Source organism: Pelatocladus sp. (assembly GCF_059505505.1).
Map to the genome: position 1 here is coordinate 63,503 of NZ_JCACKS010000219.1, position 22,749 is coordinate 86,251.

The 22,749-nt window shown below is 39.5% G+C and carries 17 protein-coding genes and 1 pseudogene; 8 read left to right on the forward strand and 10 right to left on the reverse strand.

Annotated elements, in window-relative coordinates; all coding sequences use genetic code 11:
* Positions 1–433: 433 nt before the first annotated feature.
* From AC5JMK_RS19960 to AC5JMK_RS19970, 3 genes are all read left to right on the forward strand, one after another.
* Complete coding sequence (locus tag AC5JMK_RS19960; protein ID WP_096678704.1) at positions 434–1,477, forward strand: aspartate-semialdehyde dehydrogenase; 1,044 nt, start codon at positions 434–436, stop codon at positions 1,475–1,477.
* A gap of 147 nt (positions 1,478–1,624) precedes the next feature.
* Positions 1,625–2,509 carry a 4-hydroxy-tetrahydrodipicolinate synthase gene (dapA, locus tag AC5JMK_RS19965; RefSeq protein WP_096673806.1) on the forward strand — a complete coding sequence of 295 codons (885 nt, stop codon included), beginning with the start codon at positions 1,625–1,627 and terminating at the stop codon, positions 2,507–2,509.
* Between the two features lie 641 nt (positions 2,510–3,150).
* The gene (locus AC5JMK_RS19970; protein ID WP_096673803.1) at positions 3,151–4,923 is read left to right on the forward strand and encodes a ribonuclease J; all 1,773 of its coding nucleotides are present in this window, start codon (positions 3,151–3,153) and stop codon (positions 4,921–4,923) included.
* A gap of 112 nt (positions 4,924–5,035) precedes the next feature.
* Here AC5JMK_RS19970 and AC5JMK_RS19975 read toward each other — a convergent pair whose 3' ends face one another.
* On the reverse strand, positions 5,036–5,956 hold the full coding sequence (locus AC5JMK_RS19975) for a hypothetical protein (protein ID WP_495910874.1): 921 nt from the start codon (positions 5,954–5,956) through the stop codon (positions 5,036–5,038).
* Positions 5,957–6,001: 45 nt separating this feature from the next.
* The gene (locus tag AC5JMK_RS19980; RefSeq protein ID WP_495910875.1) at positions 6,002–7,069 is read right to left on the reverse strand and encodes an SLC13 family permease; all 1,068 of its coding nucleotides are present in this window, start codon (positions 7,067–7,069) and stop codon (positions 6,002–6,004) included.
* Between the two features lie 499 nt (positions 7,070–7,568).
* Here AC5JMK_RS19980 and AC5JMK_RS19985 point away from each other — a divergent pair, with 499 nt between their 5' ends.
* Positions 7,569–7,946 (forward strand): Mo-dependent nitrogenase C-terminal domain-containing protein, encoded by a 378-nt coding sequence (locus AC5JMK_RS19985; RefSeq protein ID WP_096673798.1) that lies wholly within the window; start codon positions 7,569–7,571, stop codon positions 7,944–7,946.
* A 177-nt stretch (positions 7,947–8,123) separates the two neighbouring features.
* Here the strand turns inward: AC5JMK_RS19985 and AC5JMK_RS19990 are convergent, their stop codons facing one another.
* Positions 8,124–9,995, reverse strand: coding sequence for a caspase family protein (locus tag AC5JMK_RS19990; protein WP_096673795.1), 1,872 nt, complete (start codon positions 9,993–9,995; stop codon positions 8,124–8,126).
* A 399-nt stretch (positions 9,996–10,394) separates the two neighbouring features.
* On the opposite strand from AC5JMK_RS19990, the gene AC5JMK_RS19995 reads away from it, so the two are divergent.
* Together AC5JMK_RS19995 and rpmF are read left to right on the forward strand one after the other, a co-directional pair.
* A complete protein-coding gene (locus tag AC5JMK_RS19995; protein WP_096673792.1) occupies positions 10,395–10,832 on the forward strand; it encodes a hypothetical protein in 438 nt (145 codons plus the stop codon).
* Between the two features lie 141 nt (positions 10,833–10,973).
* Positions 10,974–11,150 (forward strand): 50S ribosomal protein L32, encoded by a 177-nt coding sequence (gene rpmF, locus AC5JMK_RS20000; protein WP_009457986.1) that lies wholly within the window; start codon positions 10,974–10,976, stop codon positions 11,148–11,150.
* Between the two features lie 196 nt (positions 11,151–11,346).
* On the opposite strand, the gene AC5JMK_RS20005 is transcribed toward rpmF, so the two are convergent.
* The 5 genes and pseudogenes from AC5JMK_RS20005 to glyS all read right to left on the reverse strand — a co-directional run bounded on the left by AC5JMK_RS20005 (position 11,347) and on the right by glyS (position 19,523).
* The gene (locus AC5JMK_RS20005; protein ID WP_495910876.1) at positions 11,347–12,744 is read right to left on the reverse strand and encodes an aldehyde dehydrogenase; all 1,398 of its coding nucleotides are present in this window, start codon (positions 12,742–12,744) and stop codon (positions 11,347–11,349) included.
* Positions 12,745–12,843: 99 nt separating this feature from the next.
* Positions 12,844–14,043, reverse strand: a pseudogene (locus AC5JMK_RS20010) (hybrid sensor histidine kinase/response regulator).
* Between the two features lie 647 nt (positions 14,044–14,690).
* The gene (locus AC5JMK_RS20015) at positions 14,691–15,560 is read right to left on the reverse strand and encodes a DUF5895 domain-containing protein (protein ID WP_096673788.1); all 870 of its coding nucleotides are present in this window, start codon (positions 15,558–15,560) and stop codon (positions 14,691–14,693) included.
* Positions 15,561–15,791: 231 nt separating this feature from the next.
* On the reverse strand, positions 15,792–17,258 hold the full coding sequence (gene murD / locus AC5JMK_RS20020) for a UDP-N-acetylmuramoyl-L-alanine--D-glutamate ligase (protein ID WP_495910887.1): 1,467 nt from the start codon (positions 17,256–17,258) through the stop codon (positions 15,792–15,794).
* 84 nt (positions 17,259–17,342) lie between these two features.
* Entirely contained in the window at positions 17,343–19,523 is a 2,181-nt protein-coding gene (gene glyS / locus AC5JMK_RS20025) for a glycine--tRNA ligase subunit beta (RefSeq protein WP_495910877.1), read from the reverse strand.
* A gap of 358 nt (positions 19,524–19,881) precedes the next feature.
* Between glyS and AC5JMK_RS20030 the strand changes: the two genes are divergently transcribed.
* Positions 19,882–20,043 (forward strand): hypothetical protein, encoded by a 162-nt coding sequence (locus AC5JMK_RS20030; RefSeq protein ID WP_495910878.1) that lies wholly within the window; start codon positions 19,882–19,884, stop codon positions 20,041–20,043.
* A 175-nt stretch (positions 20,044–20,218) separates the two neighbouring features.
* On the forward strand, positions 20,219–20,665 hold the full coding sequence (locus tag AC5JMK_RS20035) for a tellurite resistance TerB family protein (RefSeq protein WP_096673780.1): 447 nt from the start codon (positions 20,219–20,221) through the stop codon (positions 20,663–20,665).
* 156 nt (positions 20,666–20,821) lie between these two features.
* Here AC5JMK_RS20035 and tsaB read toward each other — a convergent pair whose 3' ends face one another.
* A complete protein-coding gene (gene tsaB / locus AC5JMK_RS20040) occupies positions 20,822–21,466 on the reverse strand; it encodes a tRNA (adenosine(37)-N6)-threonylcarbamoyltransferase complex dimerization subunit type 1 TsaB (RefSeq protein WP_495910879.1) in 645 nt (214 codons plus the stop codon).
* A gap of 91 nt (positions 21,467–21,557) precedes the next feature.
* Positions 21,558–22,637: a recombinase RecA gene (gene recA, locus AC5JMK_RS20045; RefSeq protein WP_096673775.1), complete on the reverse strand. Its 1,080-nt coding sequence runs from the start codon at positions 22,635–22,637 to the stop codon at positions 21,558–21,560.
* Positions 22,638–22,749 lie beyond the last annotated feature (112 nt).

Here is a 22,749-nt window from a genome sequence, read left to right on the forward strand (position 1 = left end):
ACAAGCATCTATTCCACAGCAGCATAGTCGCTTGACTGTATCAACTACGTAGCTGCTCTTTAGTACATTTGTCACTGAGACTGATTTTGTTCTTGATTTAGTTTCAGTGGGTATGGTTGACAGCATAAAATACCAAGCAGTTAGAATTACTTCAAGTGCATTTTTTTAATAACACTCAAACGACAGTTTGCTGTATAATATTCAATCTATATATAAAATGTTGAAAAAATAATAGTTATTAATTCTTGTAAAGCGAAATACAACTTTTGTAACAGTAAAAAATAAATGTATTAAATTAATAAATAAAGATTAAATAAAGGTAAAGCATTAAAGACCGTAAAATCATTCAGAGTCTGTTGTGTAATTTAATATATGCGTAAATTTTAAATTGATTCAAAAAATTGCCAGAAGAAACCTTAAGGAGGAAGCTAGTTTGTCTAATTCCTATTGTGTAGCTATTTTGGGCGCGACAGGTGCTGTCGGCAGGGAGTTGTTGGAATTATTAGAAAGTCGTAATTTTCCAGTTTCAAAATTAAAATTATTGGCATCAGAACGTAGTGCAGGGCAAAAGCTGCCGTTCAAAGGAGAAAATTTATTAGTAGAGCCAGTCAGCGATCGCGCCTTTGAAAATGTCGATATAGTACTAGCAAGTGCAGGAGGTTCAACCTCAAAAACTTGGGCGTCGATAGCCACAGAAAAAGGCGCAGTTGTCATAGATAATTCCAGCGCTTTTCGTATGAATGAGGAAGTACCTTTAGTTGTTCCAGAGGTGAATCCCCAAGCAGCAGCAAATCATAAAGGTATTATTGCGAACCCTAACTGCACCACAATTTTAATGGCAGTAGCAGTGTGGCCTTTACACAAAATCAAACCCATCAAACGCATTGTCGCAGCCACCTATCAATCTGCCAGTGGTGCGGGTGCAAAAGCAATGGCAGAAGTCCAAACTCAAACTAGCGCTATTTTAGAGGGCAAACAACCAACTGCGGAAGTATTTCCTTATCCTTTGGCTTTTAATTTATTCCCGCATAATTCCCCATTAAACGATTGGGGATACTGCGAAGAAGAAATGAAAATGGTCAACGAAACACGGAAAATTTTTGCAGATCAAAATATCAGAATTACTGCTACTTGTGTACGGGTTCCCGTACTCCGCGCTCACTCAGAAGCGCTTAATCTAGAATTTGAAACCCCGTTTAACCCAGATGAAGCCAGAGAAATTTTAAGTAAATCTCCTGGTGTGAGACTGATAGAAGATTGGCAGAAAAATTACTTTCCCATGCCATTTGAAGCCACGGGTCGTGATGAAGTTTTAGTGGGTAGAATTCGTCAGGATATTTCCCATCCTTGCGGTTTAGAACTGTGGTTATGTGGTGATCAAATCCGCAAAGGTGCAGCATTGAATGCTGTACAAATTGCGGAATTATTAGTAGAAAAAAGTTTACTTAAACCAACTCCTTTATTGGTTAATGGCTAATTGGTTATCGGTTAATTGGTTATTGGTAAATATATCCCAAACAACAACCAAAAACCAATAGTTTCCCCTTGAAAGTAATTTGCAAATAGGTTATTACAATAAAGAACCACCAAAACACAAAAAACAAAAAATCAGGAGTAGAAAAGGGTGGTAGATTTCGGTAGAGTTTTAACCGCAATGATTACGCCGTTTAAAGAAGACGGTAGTGTCAGCTATGATGTAGCAGCAAAACTAGCAGATCATCTAGCAAATAACGGTACTGATACAGTGGTGGTGTGTGGCACAACTGGAGAATCTCCTGCTTTAAGTTGGGAAGAAGAATATCAACTATTTTCCGTTGTGTTGGAAGCAGTAGCAGGTAAAGCACTGGTAATGGCTGGATGTGGTTCAAATTCCACCAAAGAAGCAATCGCTGCTACTCAAAAAGCAGCTAGAATAGGAGTACACGGTGCTTTACAAGTTGTTCCGTATTACAACAAACCACCGCAAGAGGGACTTTACCAACATTTTCAAGCCATAGCGCAAGCTTCTGGTGACTTGCCTATCCTGTTATATAACGTGCCAGGTCGTACTGGTCAAAACCTCAGTGCTGAAACAGTTGCTCGATTAGCTCAAGTAAATAACATTGCTGGTATTAAAGAATCAAGCGGGAACTTAGATCAAGTGAGTGAAATTCGTCGCTTGACACCAAAAGAATTCCAGATTTACTCTGGAGATGATTATTTAACCTTGCCATTGTTAGCAATCGGGGCTAAAGGTGTAGTTAGTGTTGCTTCTCATCTTGTAGGCAATGAGCTACAACAGATGATTCAAGCCTTTAATTCAGGTAAAAATCAAGTCGCTATCGACATTCATCTGCGGCTTTTTCCTATATTTAAAGCTTTGTTTTTAACCACAAATCCCATTCCAGTCAAAAAAGCATTACAACTTCAAGGCTGGAAAGTTGGTTCAACACGTCCGCCTTTGTGCGAAGCTGACGTCAAAGTTACTCAAACCTTGGAATTTGTGATGAAGGAACTTAGTCTGATCTAAATCAAAGTGGAATCTCAGTTACTTTCACACTCGAAAGATATGTTGAAAGGAATTCAATAAAAATCCTTAGTAATTTTGACAATGTGTCAGGTACAAAGCCTATACTACGAAAGAAAAATTACAAAGAGTGCCTTTGATGTAAAGTTGCTTTTATCAAATATATAGAAAGAATTAAAAAGCTCATAAAAACAGGATTACAGGAAAGCAAAAGGCATGTTATGTTGCAGAAAAAAATTTGTATTTCATAACAATTTTAATTTTTTTCACTGGATACTTAAATTTATTTATGTCACACAGAACTACCTTATAACTGAATTTCTAATAGACATACAAATAGATGAATGTAAATAAAATAACTACGCGAGTTACAAACAGTAAACACGCACCAAATCCTTACCAATGACATAGACGCGCCTTCTTCGGCTTCAAGGGAGGACAGATGACGACATAACCCTTATAGGTTTGCAGTCGCACCCTATACCGAAGCCTTCTAAAGGGCGTCTAAATGGGGAAACCCCCAAGACCAAGCTGACTCACAAATTAACTTTAATTTGTGCCGATCTACTTATTTTTTAACTGTCTTAAAAGACCGCTAAATTCTCATATTTTTAAAGATCAAAAGAACAATCTCAGGAGAAGTAATGACTAAAAACGAAACTAATTCCGCACTCAAAATAATTCCCTTGGGTGGCTTGCATGAAATTGGCAAAAACACTTGTGTTTTTGAGTACGAAGATGAAATTATCCTCTTAGATGCAGGATTGGCGTTCCCCACTGATGGAATGCATGGAGTCAATATTGTTTTGCCAGACATGACTTATGTGCGGGAAAATCGCCATAAAATTAAAGGCATGATTGTTACCCACGGTCATGAAGATCATATTGGGGGTATTGCCTTTCATTTGAAGCAATTTGAAATTCCTGTAATCTATGGTCCTCGCCTAGCGATGGCAATGCTAGAGGGTAAATTGGAAGAAGCAGGAGTACGCGATCGCACAGAATTAAGAAGTGTCCTTCCCCGCGATGTCGTGCGAATTGGCAAACATTTCTTTGTGGAATATATTCGCAACACTCACTCTATTGCTGACAGTTTCACCGTCGCCATCCATACCCCCCTTGGTCTGTTGATCCACACAGGAGACTTTAAATTTGACCATACACCCGTAGATGGCGAACGTTTTGATATCCAACGTTTAGCCGAACATGGGGAAAAAGGTGTTCTGTGTTTGATGAGTGATTCCACTAACTCTGAAGTACCTGGATTCACGCCTTCAGAACGCTCAGTTTATCCCAATTTGGATCGGGTTTTTTCCCAAGCCCCAGGGCGACTATTTGTTACAACCTTTGCTTCTAGCGTCCACCGCATCAACATGATTTTGCAGTTAGCGCAGAAGCATAACCGTGTTGTCACAGTTGTAGGACGCTCGATGCTGAATTTGATTGCCCATGCTCGAAATCTTGGGTATATCAAGTGTAATGATGATTTATTCAAGCCGTTGAATGCCATCCGCAATCTTCCGGATGAAGATGTGCTGATTTTGACAACTGGCTCCCAAGGTGAGCTGATGTCAGCCATGACACGCATTGCCAGAAAAGAACATCCCCATATTAAAATTCGCCAAGGAGACACAGTTGTCTTTTCTGCTAACCCGATTCCTGGCAATACGATCGCCGTTGTGAATGTCATTGACAAATTGATGATCCAAGGCGCAAATGTAGTCTATGGTCGGGATAAAGGTATTCACGTTTCCGGTCACGGCTGTCAAGAAGACCAGAAACTCATGCTGGCGTTAACTCGTCCCAAATTTTTCTTACCTGTTCATGGTGAACATCGGATGTTGGTGAAACACTCTCAAACAGCCCAGAATGCGGGTGTTCCAGCCGAGAATATGGTGATTATCCAGAACGGCGATATCGTAGAGTTGACAGAAGAATCACTGCGTGTTTCAGGAAAAGTTCCATCTGGCTTGGAACTTGTAGACACTTCCAGTTCTGGTATGGTCAGCGCCAAAGTCTTGCAAGAACGGCAGAAAATGGCAGAAGAAGGTATTGTTACCATTGCCGCAGCAATTGATTGGACTGGTAAACTGATGGCGAAACCAGAAATTCACCTGCGGGGTGTGGTGACAAGTATCGAGCGATCGCTTCTGCAAAAATGGGTACAACAGCGAATCGAAGAAATCCTCAGCGTGCGTTGGTCAGAATTTGCCCAAGGATTTGAAAGTGATAAACCAGAAGTAGACTGGGGTGGATTGCAAGAAGTATTAGAACGAGAACTGGCGCGTTCAATTCGTCGTGAATTGCAATGTCAGCCATCACTGACATTATTAATGCAAATTCCTGATGAACCACCCGTCAAAGTTGCTGATGGTAGAAGACGGCGGACTCGTACAGCTGCTCAGGTAGCATCGTAAGGAATTAGCAATTCAAAATTAGCTGTGGGCGGTTCTCCCACTCTTGCAGGGGTTGCGTAGCAGTGCTACCTACCCCTGATTGTTTATTTTACACAAATTCTTTTACTACCAACTATTTTGGCATTTCACCAGTGGTAAGTTTCATAAACGTATGCGTACAAATTGACTGCATCAAATATGCCACGCTTCTAAACTCTTTTTGGTTTAAAGGATGTCCCTTCTTCTTTGAGCTTTTTTGAGAGAAATGCGATAAATTACCACGTATTTGTACAATTAGTTCGATGATTCCATCAATACTCAATTCCTTTTTTTCTAATTGTAAAAATTTGTTTAACTCATCTAAATTTTCTGAACTCTCCTCGTCCTGGTATAACTGTATGGTTTGTTGCACAGCGTATCTAACATGCTCTGAGGATTTAAACAGTCTTTCTACTTCTTTGTTTTTTGTTTTTCCCTGTCCATACAAGTCATCTAGATAGAAGTAGAAGTTGATGAAGGAACTCGTGTATCTTCCAGAACCGAAGTCGTTACACGCTTCTCGATAAAAAGACATTGGCAAAATTAAATGGTGATGCAGGCGACGATTATGCACCATAGACGCTAACATCTTTGGAGAGATTTCTCTATAAAATTTGTTTTCGCGAGCTTCTTCCTGAAAATTATGTGGTAAAAATTCAATAACTTTCTGCTCCTCTGGTGTCTCAGCTATCCAAGCTCTTTTTGGACTTTCCCAATAGATCTTCTTAACTCCAAACCAAAAACTACCAAGAGCTTCTATATGCTGTGCGACGTCAACCAGAAAAAAACATAATTCTGAGTCTCGCAGGCTTATTTGAGTAATCTGGCTTTCTATGTCTAAACTAAGTTGAGGTAAAAAATCCTGGTAATTATTTACTTTTAAAGCAATGCTCAGTGCTTCTACAATTTTACCGGAGTCAACTATTACTTCAATGATAAAGTTATCGACTTCAATTTTATATGGTCGTTGGCAAGTTGCTTCCGCTTCAACCTTGACTGTTATCTGATACAGCATTGACTTTGATTTTTAGATATGTTCCATTTACTATTTACTAGAAATTCATCGAATCCACACATAAACTAAAAGCAAAGTTAACACGAGCAATAGCCAAGACTGGGTATCATCTTTAGGAATCAGAGGATGCAACAGCAGTACAGCCGGCACATTAGAAATTAAGTTCGATAAAATTGCTGTCACTCCCAACAAACCAGCAGCAGAGTTAACTGCATAGGTAAAAGGTTGTAGCAAATTCAGTTTTTGAGTGGCTTTACTCAAAATAAATAGTCCAGAGAACATCACCAGTAAGTTCCAATCGATTTTGTTAAGAACCCGCTGGGGTTTGACTCGCCTGGTGATCAGTAATAAGCTAGCAGCAACTAAAGCTGACTCTGCTAAAGGTAAACCAGCAGCAAAAGCAATTAACAATCCGGTGGTTATTATTAAGGTTTTGTAAAATAAAGGTTTAAATAGGCGCTTTTTCCTTGTAGGTAAGTGTTCGCAAGGCACAATTGAGCGTACATTTGGGTAAAGTAAACACAGTAGAATTACTTGAATTGCTAACCCTGTTACAGCAATTGGAGTCATTACCAACGTAAAATCCAGATAATGAATGCCTGAAAAGGAGCCAATCAAGATGTTTTGAGGATTACCGCTCAAAGTGGCGACAGAACCAATATTAGTTGCGCCTGCGATCGCCAATAAATAGGGTATGGGATGCAATCTCAAAGCTTGAGTTAGGCTCAGTGTAAGTGGTGTAAAAATTATTGCCAATGTATCATTCAAAAAAAAGGCGGAAAGAATACCACTACCAAAAGTTAAGGCGATCAAGATCCCCAAAGGACTACGGGTAAAACGTAGAAGCAGTGACAATGCTTGAGGGAAAAATCCTGCGTAGGATAAGTTAGCGTTCACCACCATCATGCTCAATAAAAACACAATCGTGGTGGGATCAATTGCTTGCCAAGCCTCCTCCAAACTGAGTACACCCAAAGCAATTAAAAAGGCTGAACCCACCAAAGCGATCGCAGCCCTATTCATGCGTAAACCAGGTAGGTAGCCCAATGCTAACCCCAGATAGGTCAATCCTAAAAAAATATAAGTGGCAAATTGATAGATATGTGGTAACATCTTTCACTGGTAATCCTAATTCTGAACTCAGAATTAGGAATGCAAAATTGTTGAAATCAGGGGCAAATAAGCGAAAAGTAGCAACCAAAAGACTTGTACCTCTATTAACTCAGGGTGCAAAGCATTTTAAGCTCCTAACAAAAAATAATTCCTGGGTGCTAATTAATCAGATACATCAAATAGACACTTAGGAAAAATATTTTATGAATTTTCTGCAAAAAAAGTTCGTAGATGTTACATTGATATCTGTCTTTAGACAGATGACTTTATTAAAATTTTAACTATGTCAAGTTATTAAGAAAATAGTACAATTACACTTCCGATCCTGGGGAAATTGCGATTAACTTGACGTAGTTAAAAAGAAAGTTCTGAGCAAAGTGGCCACTTAAAAACTAGACAGTATCTCTGTTGAAACAAGAATTTTCCGGGAAACGCGATTGTTACATTGTATAACTTCATCGAAGTGGTGAAGACCCTCAAGGAAAAAGAGGAATAGATCATGAAGGTATTCGACAATACCACAAAAAAGATTTTTTTCGCTAGCTGGGTATCGCTAAATCCAACCGAAGCTAGTAATACCAGTGCTATCCAGCCAAATCGCCCAGTTTCCAAGCCTTATTTTGATGTTCTCAAGCCTCTACGTTGGTGGCTAGACCACGTTAAAGTTAGTGATCGCCAATTAGCACACCGCTTGTGTTATCTAATTCCTGCTCAATGTCCATTTGAGCGTGATTTCAAATTATTTGGTAGAACCTTATTTCACATACCACCCATGTGCAAGCTCAACCCCCTATATGAAGAAGTCGTGAGCTTGCGTTTCCGAGCGCTGTGTTACCTAGCCGATGAATGCGGCGAAGATGTTTCCCAGTATTGTTGAGAGAGTGGGGATCAGGGATCGGGGATTCTCCAGAGGAGACGCTACGCGTAGACGCGTAAGCGGCTTCTCATAGAGTACGGGGATTGGGCATGAATCAGTTAACAGTTAACAGTGACCAGTTTAATTTGATAACTGATAACTGATAACTGATTAGTTGTCCCCCTTGTCCCCGATCCCCTACTTCTGCAATTTGCCATTTTGCCATTTCTGGATGGCTTCTTGAGCTTTGTTATGGGCTGATGTTCCCTCTGGAACTAAAACAGCCGTTCCAATTGCTGATTTAGTTTCTCCTCTAGAGGCGCGGCGTTTAGCCATTTCCAAAATAGTTTCGCTCCACTTATTTATAGATTTTCGAGCTTGATCGGAACCTGGTTCACCTGGTGAAACTTTTTTAGCAACTTCGATCGCGCGGTTATAAGTAGAAGCTTGTCCTGGCTGAATTAAACCGTTAGCAGCATCCAAAAGGGTTTTATTAGCCACATATTGCTTGGCTTGTTGACGCCACTGTTTAATTGCTGCTTGTGCTAGGGGATAATTTGGCTGATCTTGACCAATTAATTCAGCAGCAGCTACAGCTTTGGCATATTTTCTCTGTTTAGCGCGATTTTTGGCTAAGTCTAAGATCATGTCATTCCAAATCTGAATATTTGTTTGTGCTTGTTCGTAACGTGAATCACCGGGTTTGATTTTTTTGGCTTTAGCGATCGCCAAGCTGAGATCGCTGGCTTGATTTGATTCGAGTGACATTTTTGTCAAATCTGACAGTGCTTGCTTGCGCTTGGCTAACTCAGAGGTAAGAACAGTCGATGCTTCTACTTGATTGTTTTTAACTTGATTGCTTTGTATTTGATTGTTTTGTAGAGGCGGTGGAACAGTTGGTAAAGTCTTGATAATCTTGGTACTCCTGGTGGTATCTGGTATTACAGGCAAAATTTCTGTTTCACTGTCATCATTAGTAGTTTTGGTTGTAGTTGGAGAAATATCTACAGTTCTAAATCCTGCTTGATTGCGAAGAAATACCACTACAAGCAAGCCAACAACCATGATTGTGCTTATACCCCACCACAGTAGTGGTTTCCAAATAGAGGTGTTGGGTGTTGCAGTCTGTTTTGCTTGTGAGTAGTTTGTTGGTGGTGAGTTGGAATTTTCTTCTGCGCTACTGTAAAGGCTGCTTTGAGAACCAGATCCGACTCCATTCCAAGCGATCGCATTTGTTGCTAATTGATGGGAATGAGAATGCAGCGAAGGCAATGGTAGGGAAGCAGCTAAAATTTCTTGAGAGTTGATCGCACTTGTATTTTTGACGCGATGATTTGTTTGCGATTCTGGTAAGATTCCTTGCTTTCTGGAGGGAATAATGGTAACAGGATTTTGCGTTGGACGCCAGTAGTGTTGACATAGTTCTGGAGTACGGAGGCTCAAGTATCTTTCGAGATCCTCCAAGGTGTTACCATTGCCAGAGCGCAAAGCTTCTAACACTGCTGCTGTAAAGAATCCATGACCGAGTTCGGTACTTTCATGAGAATATTGTTCTGGTTGGCAAGAAATAATAGTGGGAATTTGTAATTCTTGCGCTAGTTCAATTGCCTCTTGACCAATGAGAGTATTTGCTTGAGTTGCATAAGCACGATTGATATCAAGCAGTACTACTGCATCAAGCCCAGCATTTTGCAAAGTTTGCATCAATATTCGCAACTCTATGCCCGTTTCTTCAATCTGAGTGGAGTTGCCTTCAATAGGCATCAGGTAGTCTTGTCCATTGTGATTGATGCCATAGCCACTAAAGAAAAACCACAGTCTGTCTTGGGGTTGCCAACACGCTGCCGCTAAATCTTCTAATAAAAGCAGGATATTTTCCTTTGTAGGATAAGTGGATCTATCACCTAGAGGCGGTGAAGTATCTGTCAACAGTAGACACTGTTGTTGTAAAAAACCTGCTTCTATTACCAAAAAATCTTTTAATGCCTCGGCATCTGCTTGAGCACATCCTAACGGTTGAAAGAATTGATATTGATTTACGCCAATAGCGATCGCCCAGTTATTTGCCATCGCACTTTCTGCCGATTATTTTTTACTTACTTAAAATCGCGGTTGGCTTTGCTGAAAAAACAAAGCTAACCTATTGTTTTATCGTTTTAGTGACCGAAAGATTTCGGAATTGTGAACTAGGAATTTGGAGTTTGGCGCTTTCTCCCATAAGAGTTTTAGTTCTAGGGAGTAAAGAGTTTCTATTCCAAATTCCTAATTCTAAGTTTGGATAAACCTTCATTGAGAGAGAAAAATTTAAACATCATTTTTGTTACTTGTATGTACGAATAAATACTGAATTTGAAATCACCTAAAATTTTCATAGTGAGGAGTATACAGGTCATGAGGAGTTACAGTCATCAGTCATCATGCAGAATTCTCTTTGAAAATAAGATTTTTTTTCAAAGACTTATTCAACTTATGCCATTAATTGGCAAGAGAATCCGGATAGCCTACGCAGTAGTTTTGCTGGGTATTGCAACTCCTATTTGGCTAGCGACGAGTGCGATCGCACCTCAGATTGTGCGAGCTTACACCGCCAGAGTAGACTTATCTATTGATCGCTTACCAGAAGAAAACTACGAAACCCTACTGCAAAGAGCAGAAGCAGCTGCAAGAGCGGCGGCTCAACGTAGCTTTGATCAAGATATTTTAGTAACAGATGTTTCCATATTTATCTCCGTACAAAACAACGGAGCGATCGCACCAGTTTTAGAATTAGCAGTGACTCGTCCTCAGTGGCGCAATCGTCCTGATCCACGACGCTGGGCAAAATATTTTAAAACAGCGCGATCGCTTCTATATTTTGGCGACAATTTTACAACTCCCACTGCGACTACTAATCAAACTGCTAAGTAGGGGATCGGGGATTGGGGAAGAAGGGGGACAAAGAAGAGAATCACTAATGACAATTGACTATTGACTATTGACGACCAAGCACTAAAAATGTCTTGATGACTTAGAATAGTAAGGTTGTCAAAAATTGCGTTATCCGCTGATATGGCTGTTCCAAAGAAGAAAACATCTAAATCCAAACGTGACAAGCGTCGAGCTACCTGGAGACGTAAAGCCAGCCTGGAAGCACAAAAAGCTCTCTCCCTTGGTAAGTCGATTTTGACTGGACGTTCTACTTTTGTCTATCCATCTGCTGAAGAAGAGGAAGAAGAGGAATCATAAAACTGCTAATTGATAATTGGTAATTGGTAATTGGTAATTGAGAAAATACATTATCCATTACCCATTACCCATCAAAGTAATGCAAGAGGGCAATAACCCCTGAGTTTTTAACCAGTGGATGAAGCCCTTTAATTTTTGAAAAAACTCACTACACTTCCTGTTAAGAGTTCCCCATGTTCAAGAGTAAGTTTATAAATCAAACTTGATTTTTATATCCAAGCATTCGTTGTAAAAAAGATAATTTGCTCTTTGTATAGGGAGCGTATCGCCATTTTAAATCTAGCCAGAAAGGATTGGATAATACGCTTTTATAGTGAGAAAAGGTGTCAAAACTAAACTTACCGTGATAACTGCCGATACCGCTATTGCCTACACCACCAAATGGCAAAGATGAGATACCGATATGCATGACTGTTTCATTCAGACACACTGTCCCGGATGAAGTTGTGTGTAAAACTCTTTGTTGGAGATTTTTATTGTTAGAAAATAGGTATAAAGCTAAAGGTTTGGGCTGAGAATTGATTAGAGCGATCGCCTCTGATATATCTGTGTATTCAATGATTGATAAAATTGGAGCGAAAATTTCCTCTTGCATTATGGGTTCTGCAAAGGAAATATTCTCTACTAATGTTGGAGAAATATAAAGTTTTTCTCGATTTATTTGTCCGCCAAAAATAATTTTACTGCTATTTAAAAGATTTGTGATTCTATCAAATTGTTTTCGATTAACAATTCTACCATAGTCAGAACTAATGGCAGGATTGTTACTATAAAATTCTTGAATACATTTTTGAATTTCAGCTAATAATTTTTCTTTAATATTGGTATTTACTAATAAATAATCTGGTGCTAAACAAGTTTGTCCATTATTAATAAATTTACCCCAAGTAATACGTCTAGCAGTATGTTGAAGATGAATATCTGTATCAACAATACAAGGATTTTTGCCACCCAATTCTAAGGTGACAGGCGTCAGGTGTTTGGCTGCGGCTTTCATAACAATTTTTGCCACAGCAGTACCACCAGTGAAAAATATGTGATCGAACTTTTGTGCCAATAATTCTTGACTTGTCTCCACACCTCCTTCTATAACTTTGATGTATTCTGGTTGAAAATACTTACTAATCAGCTTGGCAATCAAATTAGAGGTATTGGGAGCAATTTCTGATGGTTTGATAATAGTACAATTTCCAGCAGCGATCGCACCAATTAATGGTGTCATTACTAACTGAAAAGGATAATTCCAAGTACCAATAATTAAAACGACTCCTAATGGTTCTGGATAAATTTTTGCTGAAGCAGGAAGTAATTGCCAAGGAACTTTTGTTTTTTGGGGTTTAATCCAATTCTTGAGATTTTTGATACAATATTCTATTTCTTTGAATACTAATAATATTTCTGAAGAAAAAGCTTCAAACTCTGGTTTTTTTAAATCTGCCTTTAAAGCTTGACAAATTGCTGTTTCGTTTTCTTTGATTAATTGCTGTAAAATTTTGAGTTGAGAAATCCGAAAAGATAAAGTTTGAGTTTCGCTCTTTTGAAAAAAATCTCGTTGCTGATTAATAATATCAATAATTGATACTTCTAAAATCATTTTATTTCTCAAATAAATATATTTCTGGGGATTAACTGAGAACAGACGCGTAGACGCTCGCAAGAGCAGCTTCTCGTAAGAGTATAATCGCGTCTCTAGCTAACTGTTAACTGTTAAAGGCAATCTCACAGTAAATATACTGCCTTTTCCTACCTCTGAACTGACTTCGATACTACCTTTGTGTGCTTCCACAATTCGCCTTGAAAGATACAGTCCCAAACCACTACCAGAACGCTTATGGCTTCCTTGGCGAAATCGTTCAAATAAAGTTGCTTGTTCTTCAACAAGAATACCAGAACCTGTATCTACTATTTTGATAGTTATATTGTGATCATCACTGATATAGCGTTTCCTATGCTAATGAAGTATAGCTAGACTTCATAGATAAATCATTTCAACTTTGAGAATGTACCTCATCTGAGCGAGAACCGCTATAAATGGTACAAGGCTAATAGTCACAGAACCTTGATCAGTGAATTTGATCGCATTACCGATCAAGTTGGTGAACAGGCGATGTAATTCTAAGCGATCGCCAATAACTGTAATTTTGCAAGACTCTTCATCAAAATCTAATAAGAGTACTAGTTGCTTTGCTTCGGCTAAAGGAGTTAGTTCACCTGCAACTTCTTTGAGTAATTGTCCCAAATCAATCGGTTGAAACGCTAGGGTTTTACGACCTGCCTCAAAACGGTACACTTCTAGTAAAGTATTCACCATCGCTAGCAAGTTGGTGTTGCTACGTCCCATGATCGTGATCACTTCCTGCATCGGTGCTGATAAACTTCCTAAAGCACCTTCCGAAAGTAGTGTTAGCATCCGTTCTGCTGCAACCAGAGGTGTGCGTAAGTCGTGAGTGAGACGAGAGACAAAATCTTCTCTTTGGCGAGCGATTTCATCTCGTTCATCAATACTATGCTTCAACCGCAGAAGCGATCGCACTCTTGCTAACAACTCATCCACCGTCACAGGTTTACGGATAAAGTCATCAGCACCCAAATCTAAACCTTGGGCAACATTGGGTGAATCGTGGGCTGTTATCAGTAAAATGGGGATAAACGGCAAATTCTTATTTTCTCTCATCCGCTTAGTTACTTCATAACCATCCATCCCTGGCATCATCAGATCTAGCAATACTAAGTCGAAAGTAGCCTCATCAATTTTTGCTAATGCAGAAATACCATTTTCTGCTGTGCTAACTGTATAGCCTTCTTCTTCCAAAATAGTTTTGATCAAAAACACGTTATCAGGAGAATCATCGACTACCAATATTTTGTCTGAGTTAGAACCTTGTGTAATCATTGACATTTATTAATTTCAGTAATACTTAAATTTATATTTAATTTTATTAGTATTAATGATATCTAAATTTTTATCAAATTCTTCTTAGCTACTCAATTATTAATTTTATTTATTATCCACAAAAATTTTACTTGAAAAAATAATTAAAAACCACAAATATTTTTTTGTGTTTGCATAACACAAACTGGTAGAAATCAAGTCAAATATGCCAAAAAATCCTAATCACTGTTTTTTATCAAGCAAGAAATAATCACTAACTGCTCATTAAATGAAATATATTTATTTGACGCTTGTCTTGCTTAGAAGAAGGTTATAGAGCAATACGGTTGTTAAAGATTTTTAGTACAGAAAATTGGTGTGTAGAGACGTGTAGCAAGATCTCCGAGGGAATTTCGCGTCTCTACAAATAATTGTGGGCTTAACTGACTCTTTTTAGCCTGTGTAGGTAGGCGTAAGTTTCGTGTAGCCGCTAATTATAGCGCTTCTCGGTTGTGTGCAATACGCTGCGCCCAGACGTTACATGTAACGTCTCTACATTGTTTGTGGCGGTGTATTTGATTCAAATGAGAACCGCTATATATTCGCCAGGTAAGTTTGAAAAATTGGGATGCTCCCCCTTTAACCTTTTACTTTTACCTTTTTCCAATTTAATAGGGTGGATAACCAAAATCATCCTCATCAGGATAAATGTAAGAATTAGAAACCCCCGCCACTACCATCTTCGGGGCTTCTGCTTTAATAGGTTCTTTGCCAAATTCCTTATATTCTTCGTAATTCTTGATAATTATCTCTGACTCTGGAGAATCAGAAGCTATGAGATATTGCGTTAAAGTTGAAACCGTCGGATGTTTATAGTCTACAGTAGAAGCAACCAAAACTGTATTTGGTTCAATACCCCTTTCTTCTGAATCAATAATTGGGCAAAAAATGCCGTGAGCGTGAAATAATGGCCCTTTTGGTGTTAAAGGTAGCTTGCGGTAAGTAGCATAAATTCTTTCCAATTCCGCGAGAAATCCACCTGTAATTCTACCTTGTTGATATTCACAATAGGATTTACTAAAACTTGCTCCGGCTGCGCCATTCAAAGTAAGTTGCAGTGGCAATTCATGCAAAAATTCTTTATTTTCTCCGACTACAAAAATTAAATAGCGTGTAAAGGTTTTAAATTTAAGTTTATCTGCTAAAAAAGCATCATAATTATCTCTTAATGTACCTAGTTTGACACCAGTTTCTCGGTCTTTGACAGACAATGGCCCGCGCCGCACTACTACTAAGCGTGGGGTAGTAGTGATATAAACTGTTTCAGAACCGGAACTAAATTCGTGTTCCATTTGTTGCCAATTGTCATCTGGCTTAAACCCAACAGCATGGGCATTATCCAGCTTGATTGCTAAACCATAAGGCTGGATATGATCTTGTCCATATCGAGGATTAATCATCTGACACCAAGGGATGACTTGAGAAGGCGGTGCATTAAACTTATCGTCCTCAAAGTCGAATTTTCCAGATGTTTTCATTGTCTTTGTCTTGAGCATTTGTGAGTATCTTGCAGATCCAGTTTAAGAAATTTGTAGAGTATTGGTGTTGATAGTAGCTTTGTTAACTTAGACACAATAAGTCTATAGTTGGCTAGGACAGAAAATAGGTAAAAATTAGGCGATCGCACCTCAGACAAGCAAGTTAAATAATGATACCTTGTGTATCGACACCAAGCACATTTATCAAAGCAGATTTTAATTTTTAATTACTTAACTTAAATTACTCGCCATCCACTCCAAACACAACTGCCGGAAATGCTCACCTCGCACTTCAAAATTAGGATACTGGTCAAAACTCGCACACGCTGGTGACAGTAAAACTACAGATGCTTGATGTTGTTTAGCTAGTTCTGCTGATCTGCAAACAGCTTTATCCATCGTTTCCACAATTTCGTAATTAGTGTATCCCACTTCTTGCAACCTTTGAGCAAAGGTATTAGCAGCATCACCAATTAGTAAAACTACGGCAGCTTTGGTTTGAATTTTTGCCATCCAGGCAGTATCATCACCTGCTTTGGCTTCACCACCAGCTATTAAGATCACAGGACTTTGGACTGATGCTAATCCAACCTCGGCAGCATCATAATTAGTAGCCTTGCTATCGTTGATAAAATCTATACCTTCCCAAGTACAAATGTGTTCTAGGCGATGGGGAACACCGGGGAACTCCCTAATGGCACGAGAAATGGCATCTTGATCAATTCCAGCCAATCGCGCCGCCGCTACAGCCATGAGTAGATTTTGCTGATTGTGTTCTCCTACCATCCGTAACGCAGATACTTCCACAATCGCTGTATCTTGTCCCGAATTATCATGGCACGTCTGGGAAATCCAGCCATCTTGAATGTAAAAACCTTTTTCACCAATCAAGAAATCTTTACCTTGAACACTTGTCCAATAGGCATCCGGCCAATCACTCAAACCAACTTTACGCAAGTATGCGTCATCACCATTAAAAATTTGGATCTCACTCTGACGCAATAAAGAAGCTTTTATATTGTAATAATTATCTAATGTTTTATGGCGACTGAGATGATCGGGAGTAAAAGTAGTCCAGACACCAATACGTGGTTTCAAGGTAGAAGAAGATTCTATTTGATAACTACTAATCTCTGCAATCACCCAATCTAGATGATTTTGGATTTTGAATTTTGAATTTTGGATTGCAGTAGCTTCTTCTTTATCGTGTTCCTGTGTGTCTCTCTCTCCGTGTTTCTCCTCAAAAGACAGGGCAACTTCACAAGCAGCATAGCCAATGTTACCGCAAGCTGGAGCATTTAAACCTGCTGTTTGGAAAATGCTAGCAATTAAAGAAGTAGTAGTTGTCTTGCCGTTAGTACCAGTAATTGCCACCCAAGGTATAGATGTTAAGTACCGCCATGCTAGTTCCATCTCGCCGATGGTTTCTATACCCAAATCCCGTGCTTGGGCTAGTACGGGGATATCCCAAGGAACACCGGGACTAACAACTATTAGCTGGGGTAAATCTGATTTGGTCAAGTCCAGAGAATACCCTAGTTCAACAGTGATTTGTTCGGCTAGGAGTTCTTGTTGTTGTGTACGGAGGTTAGGGGAGGTGTTGCGATCGCTTAACACCACCTCCCAACCATCCCGCTTCAACAATCTCGCCGCCGCAACACCGGACTTTCCTAATCCAATTACATGGGCTTTGGGCATAGACTGTAGCAGAATTCCCTGGTTAAGCACACCTTATCCTAACGTTTCTTGGCATAATTTACACAATATTTTTATGGACTTTAGCTACAAATTTTTTACAACTGCACCAAAATCTGCTAACACGCGCGCGTGATTACGCAGCAAACCCAGCAAATTTAATCGATTGCGCTTAATATTGGGATCTGGATCTATAACCAAAACACTTTCCGGCCCATCAAAAAAGTTATTCACAGTGGGAGCAATTTTTTCTAATCCTGCTACCAACAGTTGGTAATTGCGCGAATTTTGTGCGGCTTGAGTTTGGGGAACTAATTCTACTAAGGTATGGTAAAGTGCAGTTTCACAGGATTTTTGGAATAGTTCTGGCTGAACGACAGTCGTCGGATCAAGCTGCTTGGTATCTAAATCACCTTGCGCTGCTAAACGGGTGGAACGGTTGACGGTTTCGTAGATTTTGTCTATAGTACCGTCTTTGCGGATTTTTTGCAGGAATAAGGCGCGATCGCGGACATCTAATAAATCCTGTAATGTCCTTTGAGTATATTCTGGATCATTTTCGCCCAAAACAGCATTCACTAAGTCATAATCTATTTGTTTTTCTTCTTGCAATAGTGTACGAATGCGTTGTAAGAAAAAGTCTTGTAAAGTCGCAACTAATTCTTCTTTGTTTTTATTATGAGTTGCAACAAAATCTGTAGCGATTTTCTCCAATAACTGTTGTAAATTAATTGCTAAATCTGCTGTCCATGTGATGTTTACAATTGCATTGGCAGCGCGTCGTAAGGCGAAGGGGTCAGAAGAACCTGTAGGAATCATCCCTAAACCAAAGATACTGACTAAACTATCTAATCTATCTGCCAAACCCACAACTTGACCTATAATTGTTTGTGGCAAAATATCATCTGCACCACGAGGCAAATAATGTTCAAAAATTGCTGTTGCAACCGCTTCTCCTTCTTCACTTGCTAAAGCGTATTTTTGTCCCATAATTCCCTGTAATTCTGGAAACTCATAGACCATTTGGCTGACTAAATCAGCTTTGCATAATAAAGCAGCGCGGTGAACATTATGACTTTGCTCTGGATTTAATTGCAATTGTTCAGCAATCTGTGTGGTAATTTGAGAAACTCGTCCTACTTTATCTAAAAGTGAACCCAAATCTTCTTGAAAAGTAACTTTTGCTAACTGGGGTAAAAAACTATCTAACGGGTTTTTTAAATCAGCATCATAGAAGAATTTACCATCAGCTAAACGAGCGCGAATTACTCTGGCATTACCAACAGCAATGATATCTGATTTTGCTGGATCACCATTGGAAATAGTGATAAAATACGGTAGTAATTTTTGCTGAGTACTATCTTTGAATATCGGAAAATAACGCTGGTGATGCACCATTACAGTCGTAATTACTTCTGTAGGCAAATTCAAAAACTCGCTTTCAAATTCGCCAATCACTGCTGAAGGGTATTCGACTAGGTTTGTAACTTCTTCTAACAAATCTGGGTAAATTTCTACAGAACCATTTAACTTATTGGCAGATTTTTGGACTTCTTCAACGATAATATTTGTGCGTTCCTCGACATTCACAACAACCGAAGCTAAACGCATTACAGTCACATAATCGGTAGCTTGAGGAATTTTAACTGGTTGGGGATGTAAAACCCGATGACCTTGAGAGATGCGATCGCTTTTAATCGTCTCAGAACCATTCACTAATTCTATCGGCAGCACAGCATCATCTAACAAACTCACCAACCAACGAATGGGACGAGAAAATCGCAAATCTCCATCACCCCAACGCATCAACCGCTTACCTTCTAAAGCCAAAATCCACTGAGGGACAAGTTCTGTTAAAATTTCTGCTACCCGACGACCGGGAATAAGTTTGCGTACAAAAACAAAATCGCCTTTCTCTGTGCTGCGAATTTCAAAAGCATCAAGTTCCACACCTTGCTTTTTAGCAAAACCTTGTGCTGCTGGGGTAGGTTTTCCGTCTTTAAAAGCAGTTTGGGCGGGTGGTCCCTTTATTTCTTCTTCCCTGTCAGCTTGCTGGGATGGTAAACCTTTGATTAATACTGCTAAACGTCGGGGAGTACCGTAAATTTCTACAGATTCACTGCTGAGACTATTTTCTTGGAGACTTCGAGGAATCAGCGATTTCCACTGTGCGATCGCACCACTCAAAAAGCTTGCAGGTAATTCTTCTGTACCAACTTCTAATAAAAATGCTTTTTTGCTTGTATTTTCAATAAATTGAGAATTCATAAACCTGGTACTACACAAACGATATACAAATTTAAGTCTAGTTCAGCAGACAAAGCTAGCTTACTAGTTTGAGGCTCTTTTTTCCTTACTTAGTAATAAAGAGATTCACAACAAAGTAGTGTGGCGATACTGTAGTAGACTATACCAGAAGCTTGTCACCAATGGTCTGATATTAATTCTCCATGAAAGATTAGCAAAAATTATTCAAATCTTTCAAAAGAAAAATAGCTAGGCATCTCGCTAAAGACCTAAAGTTTTGTTAAGATGCAGATGCTGGTAAATTAAAGAGCGAAAATCAGCCATCAGGGTGTGAAGAAACAAATAGTACTAGCACAACAGAGTTAAAGAGAGCAAAGCTATGACCACCTACATTTTCTTTGATGAAGCCCTCCACATGCTTGTAAATGCCTTTTTGATATCGGTAAGTCTGCTGATTGCAGGTTCTGGTATTGGTTTGGCAGTTATTGAAACAATAGAAAAAACAGGCGATCGCCAAATCTCTCCCAGACAGTTTCGCTAATTGCAAGCTAAAAATGTAACTGATTGTCGAAAACCATTGAGTGCTGTGTTCACTAGACAAAAATCCTGGGAACACTAGGGTCAAGAGTCTTACAGAGTTTCATTAATTACCTAAAAAGGAATAAAAATACGGTAATTATACAGAGACGGAGACCAGAGCAAAGGAGCAAACTACAATGGGTTTATTCGACAAAATGTCCAGTACACAGAGCCAAGTTCAAGACGCATTCACTCCAGCAGAAGCATTTGCCGCCATTACTCTGGCAGCAACAGCCTCAGACGGTTATCTTTCTGAAGAGGAAGCGCGTGCTATCTCATCTACACTTTCTCGCATGAGACTTTTCAGAAGTTATTCTAATGATGTCATTATTAGAATGTTTGACAAACTTCTGGGAGTTTTAAAGGGCAAGGGTATTAACTTTTTATTTAATGCTGCTAAGGATTCTCTACCAAATGATTTGCGGGAAGCGGCTTTTGCAGTAGCCACCGATCTAGTATTAGCTGATGGGGTCTTTTCCCAGGAAGAGCGAGATTTCTTGAATGATTTATACCAAGCTTTAGGCATCTCCAGTGATATCGCCACACAAATTGTGCAAGTGATGTTGATCAAAAATAGGGGATAGTTTCGTCATATATCTAACATCACTGTCTCAATGAAAAATAGGGGACGCTCTTTATATTTTCCTGCTCAGTCAAAAACCTGCTTTTGCGATCGCTCTGTTCACGTTCTAATTGAGAGTATTTCTGGGCGATCGTTCAAAATAATTCTATTTACTTACCTAAATCTCGACTGGATGCTGTCCGTAGAATGGAAGTGCTTCTGACCAATAAAGACGCTTTCCTGCTTGCCATTCCAGATACGCTAGCTGCAAAATGCTTGTCACTGTTGCAGCTAATTCTGATTTTGCTTCAACTAGCTGATAATCACTATTCCAGGTTGCTAACTTTTTCTGCCATGCTTCTGGTGTCAATACAGTATCTGGTAATAAGGCTTGGAGTCCCAAACCATCAGGTGCAGGTTGATAAATAGCAGCAAAAAATTGACCCCTTTGTGCCGCCATTTGTACAGCAATGACACTTTTATTTGCTTGTGACAAAGCTACTGCTGACAATGTGGAGATAGCAAATACAGGAATATCTAACTGTTGTCCCAAAGTCCTAGCAGCAACCACCCCAATCCGAGTTCCAGTAAAACCACCTGGTCCCTTAGCTACAGCAATAAAGGCCAAGTCTACCCAAGTTTGGGGTTTAATAAATTCTATTAAGCGTTGATGCATAAGACTGGATAATTCACGTTCCAAATTCCAGACAGCAGAACGTGCATCTCCAGCAAAGTTACTAATTGCCAAACCCAATTCAGGGGTTGTAGTATGCAACGCTAATCCGTATCGTTTGAGGTCGAGATCTTCCAATGCAGTAGACAAAGCAAATAACTTGATTTATTTTACCAAACATAAAGCGTAGAGACATGCCATAGCACATCTCTACAACTAACCACTAAGCACTAACTAAATACTATTCCTCTTCAGCAGCATCATCAGTATCTTCGTCTTCGTCCTCATTTGTCTTGGTGACAGAGTTAGCGGAAACAACAGCTCCTTTTTCTAATTTTTCCCGTACTAGCTGTTTAATTTGTTCAGCAAATTCCGTTTTTTCTTCTAAGTACTTAATAGCGTTATCTCGACCTTGGGAAATATTATCGCCATTGTAGCTATACCATGCTCCCTTACGGTTGATAACACCAGTTTCTTCTGCCAAATCCACAAGACAACCCAAGGTAGAAATACCTCTACCAAAAATGATGTCAAATTCTGCAATTCTAAAAGGTGGCGCGACTTTATTTTTAGCAACTTTGACTTTGACGCGATTACCAAATTCCTCGGTTCCTTTTTTCAAGGTTTGAATCCGGCGGATATCTAAGCGTACCGAAGCATAATATTTAAGTGCATTACCACCAGTTGTAGTTTCTGGATTTCCGTAGCTGATACCAATTTTTTGTCGTAACTGGTTGAGGAAAATAACTGTGCAGCCAGATTTACCAATATTACCAGTAATTTTACGGAGAGCTTGGCTCATCAATCTTGCCTGAAGACCAACGTGAGCATCGCCCATATCGCCTTCGATTTCTGCACGGGGAACCAGAGCTGCTACCGAGTCGATGACGACTATATCTACTGCTGCTGAACGAACGAGTTGATCGACAATTTCTAATGCTGATTCTCCTGTATCTGGTTGGGAAACCAATAAGTTTTCTGTATCTACACCTAAAGCTGCGGCGTAGGTAGGATCTAAGGCGTGTTCAGCGTCAACATAGGCAGCAATTCCACCATTTTTTTGCACTTCTGCAACGGCGTGTAATGCTAATGTTGTTTTCCCAGAGCTTTCTGGGCCATATATTTCAATCACTCGACCTTTGGGTAAACCGCCGCCCAAGGCCAAATCTAAAGTCAGCGCCCCACTAGAGATGGTTTCTACCCGCATCCGGGTGGCGTCGCCCAAGCGCATGATTGTTCCTTTGCCAAAAGTACGCTCAATCTGGTTGAGTACCATGTTGAGCGCTTTTTGCTTGCCAGCATTGTCAGTATTAACAGCCATTCCTACCTCTATATATATGGATTTAGGGAGTGTTGCTTGGGAAGATTTATAGAACAGATATACTATTTTGACATTTTTCTGTGGCTAATCGCTACATAGTGCGAACTACTCT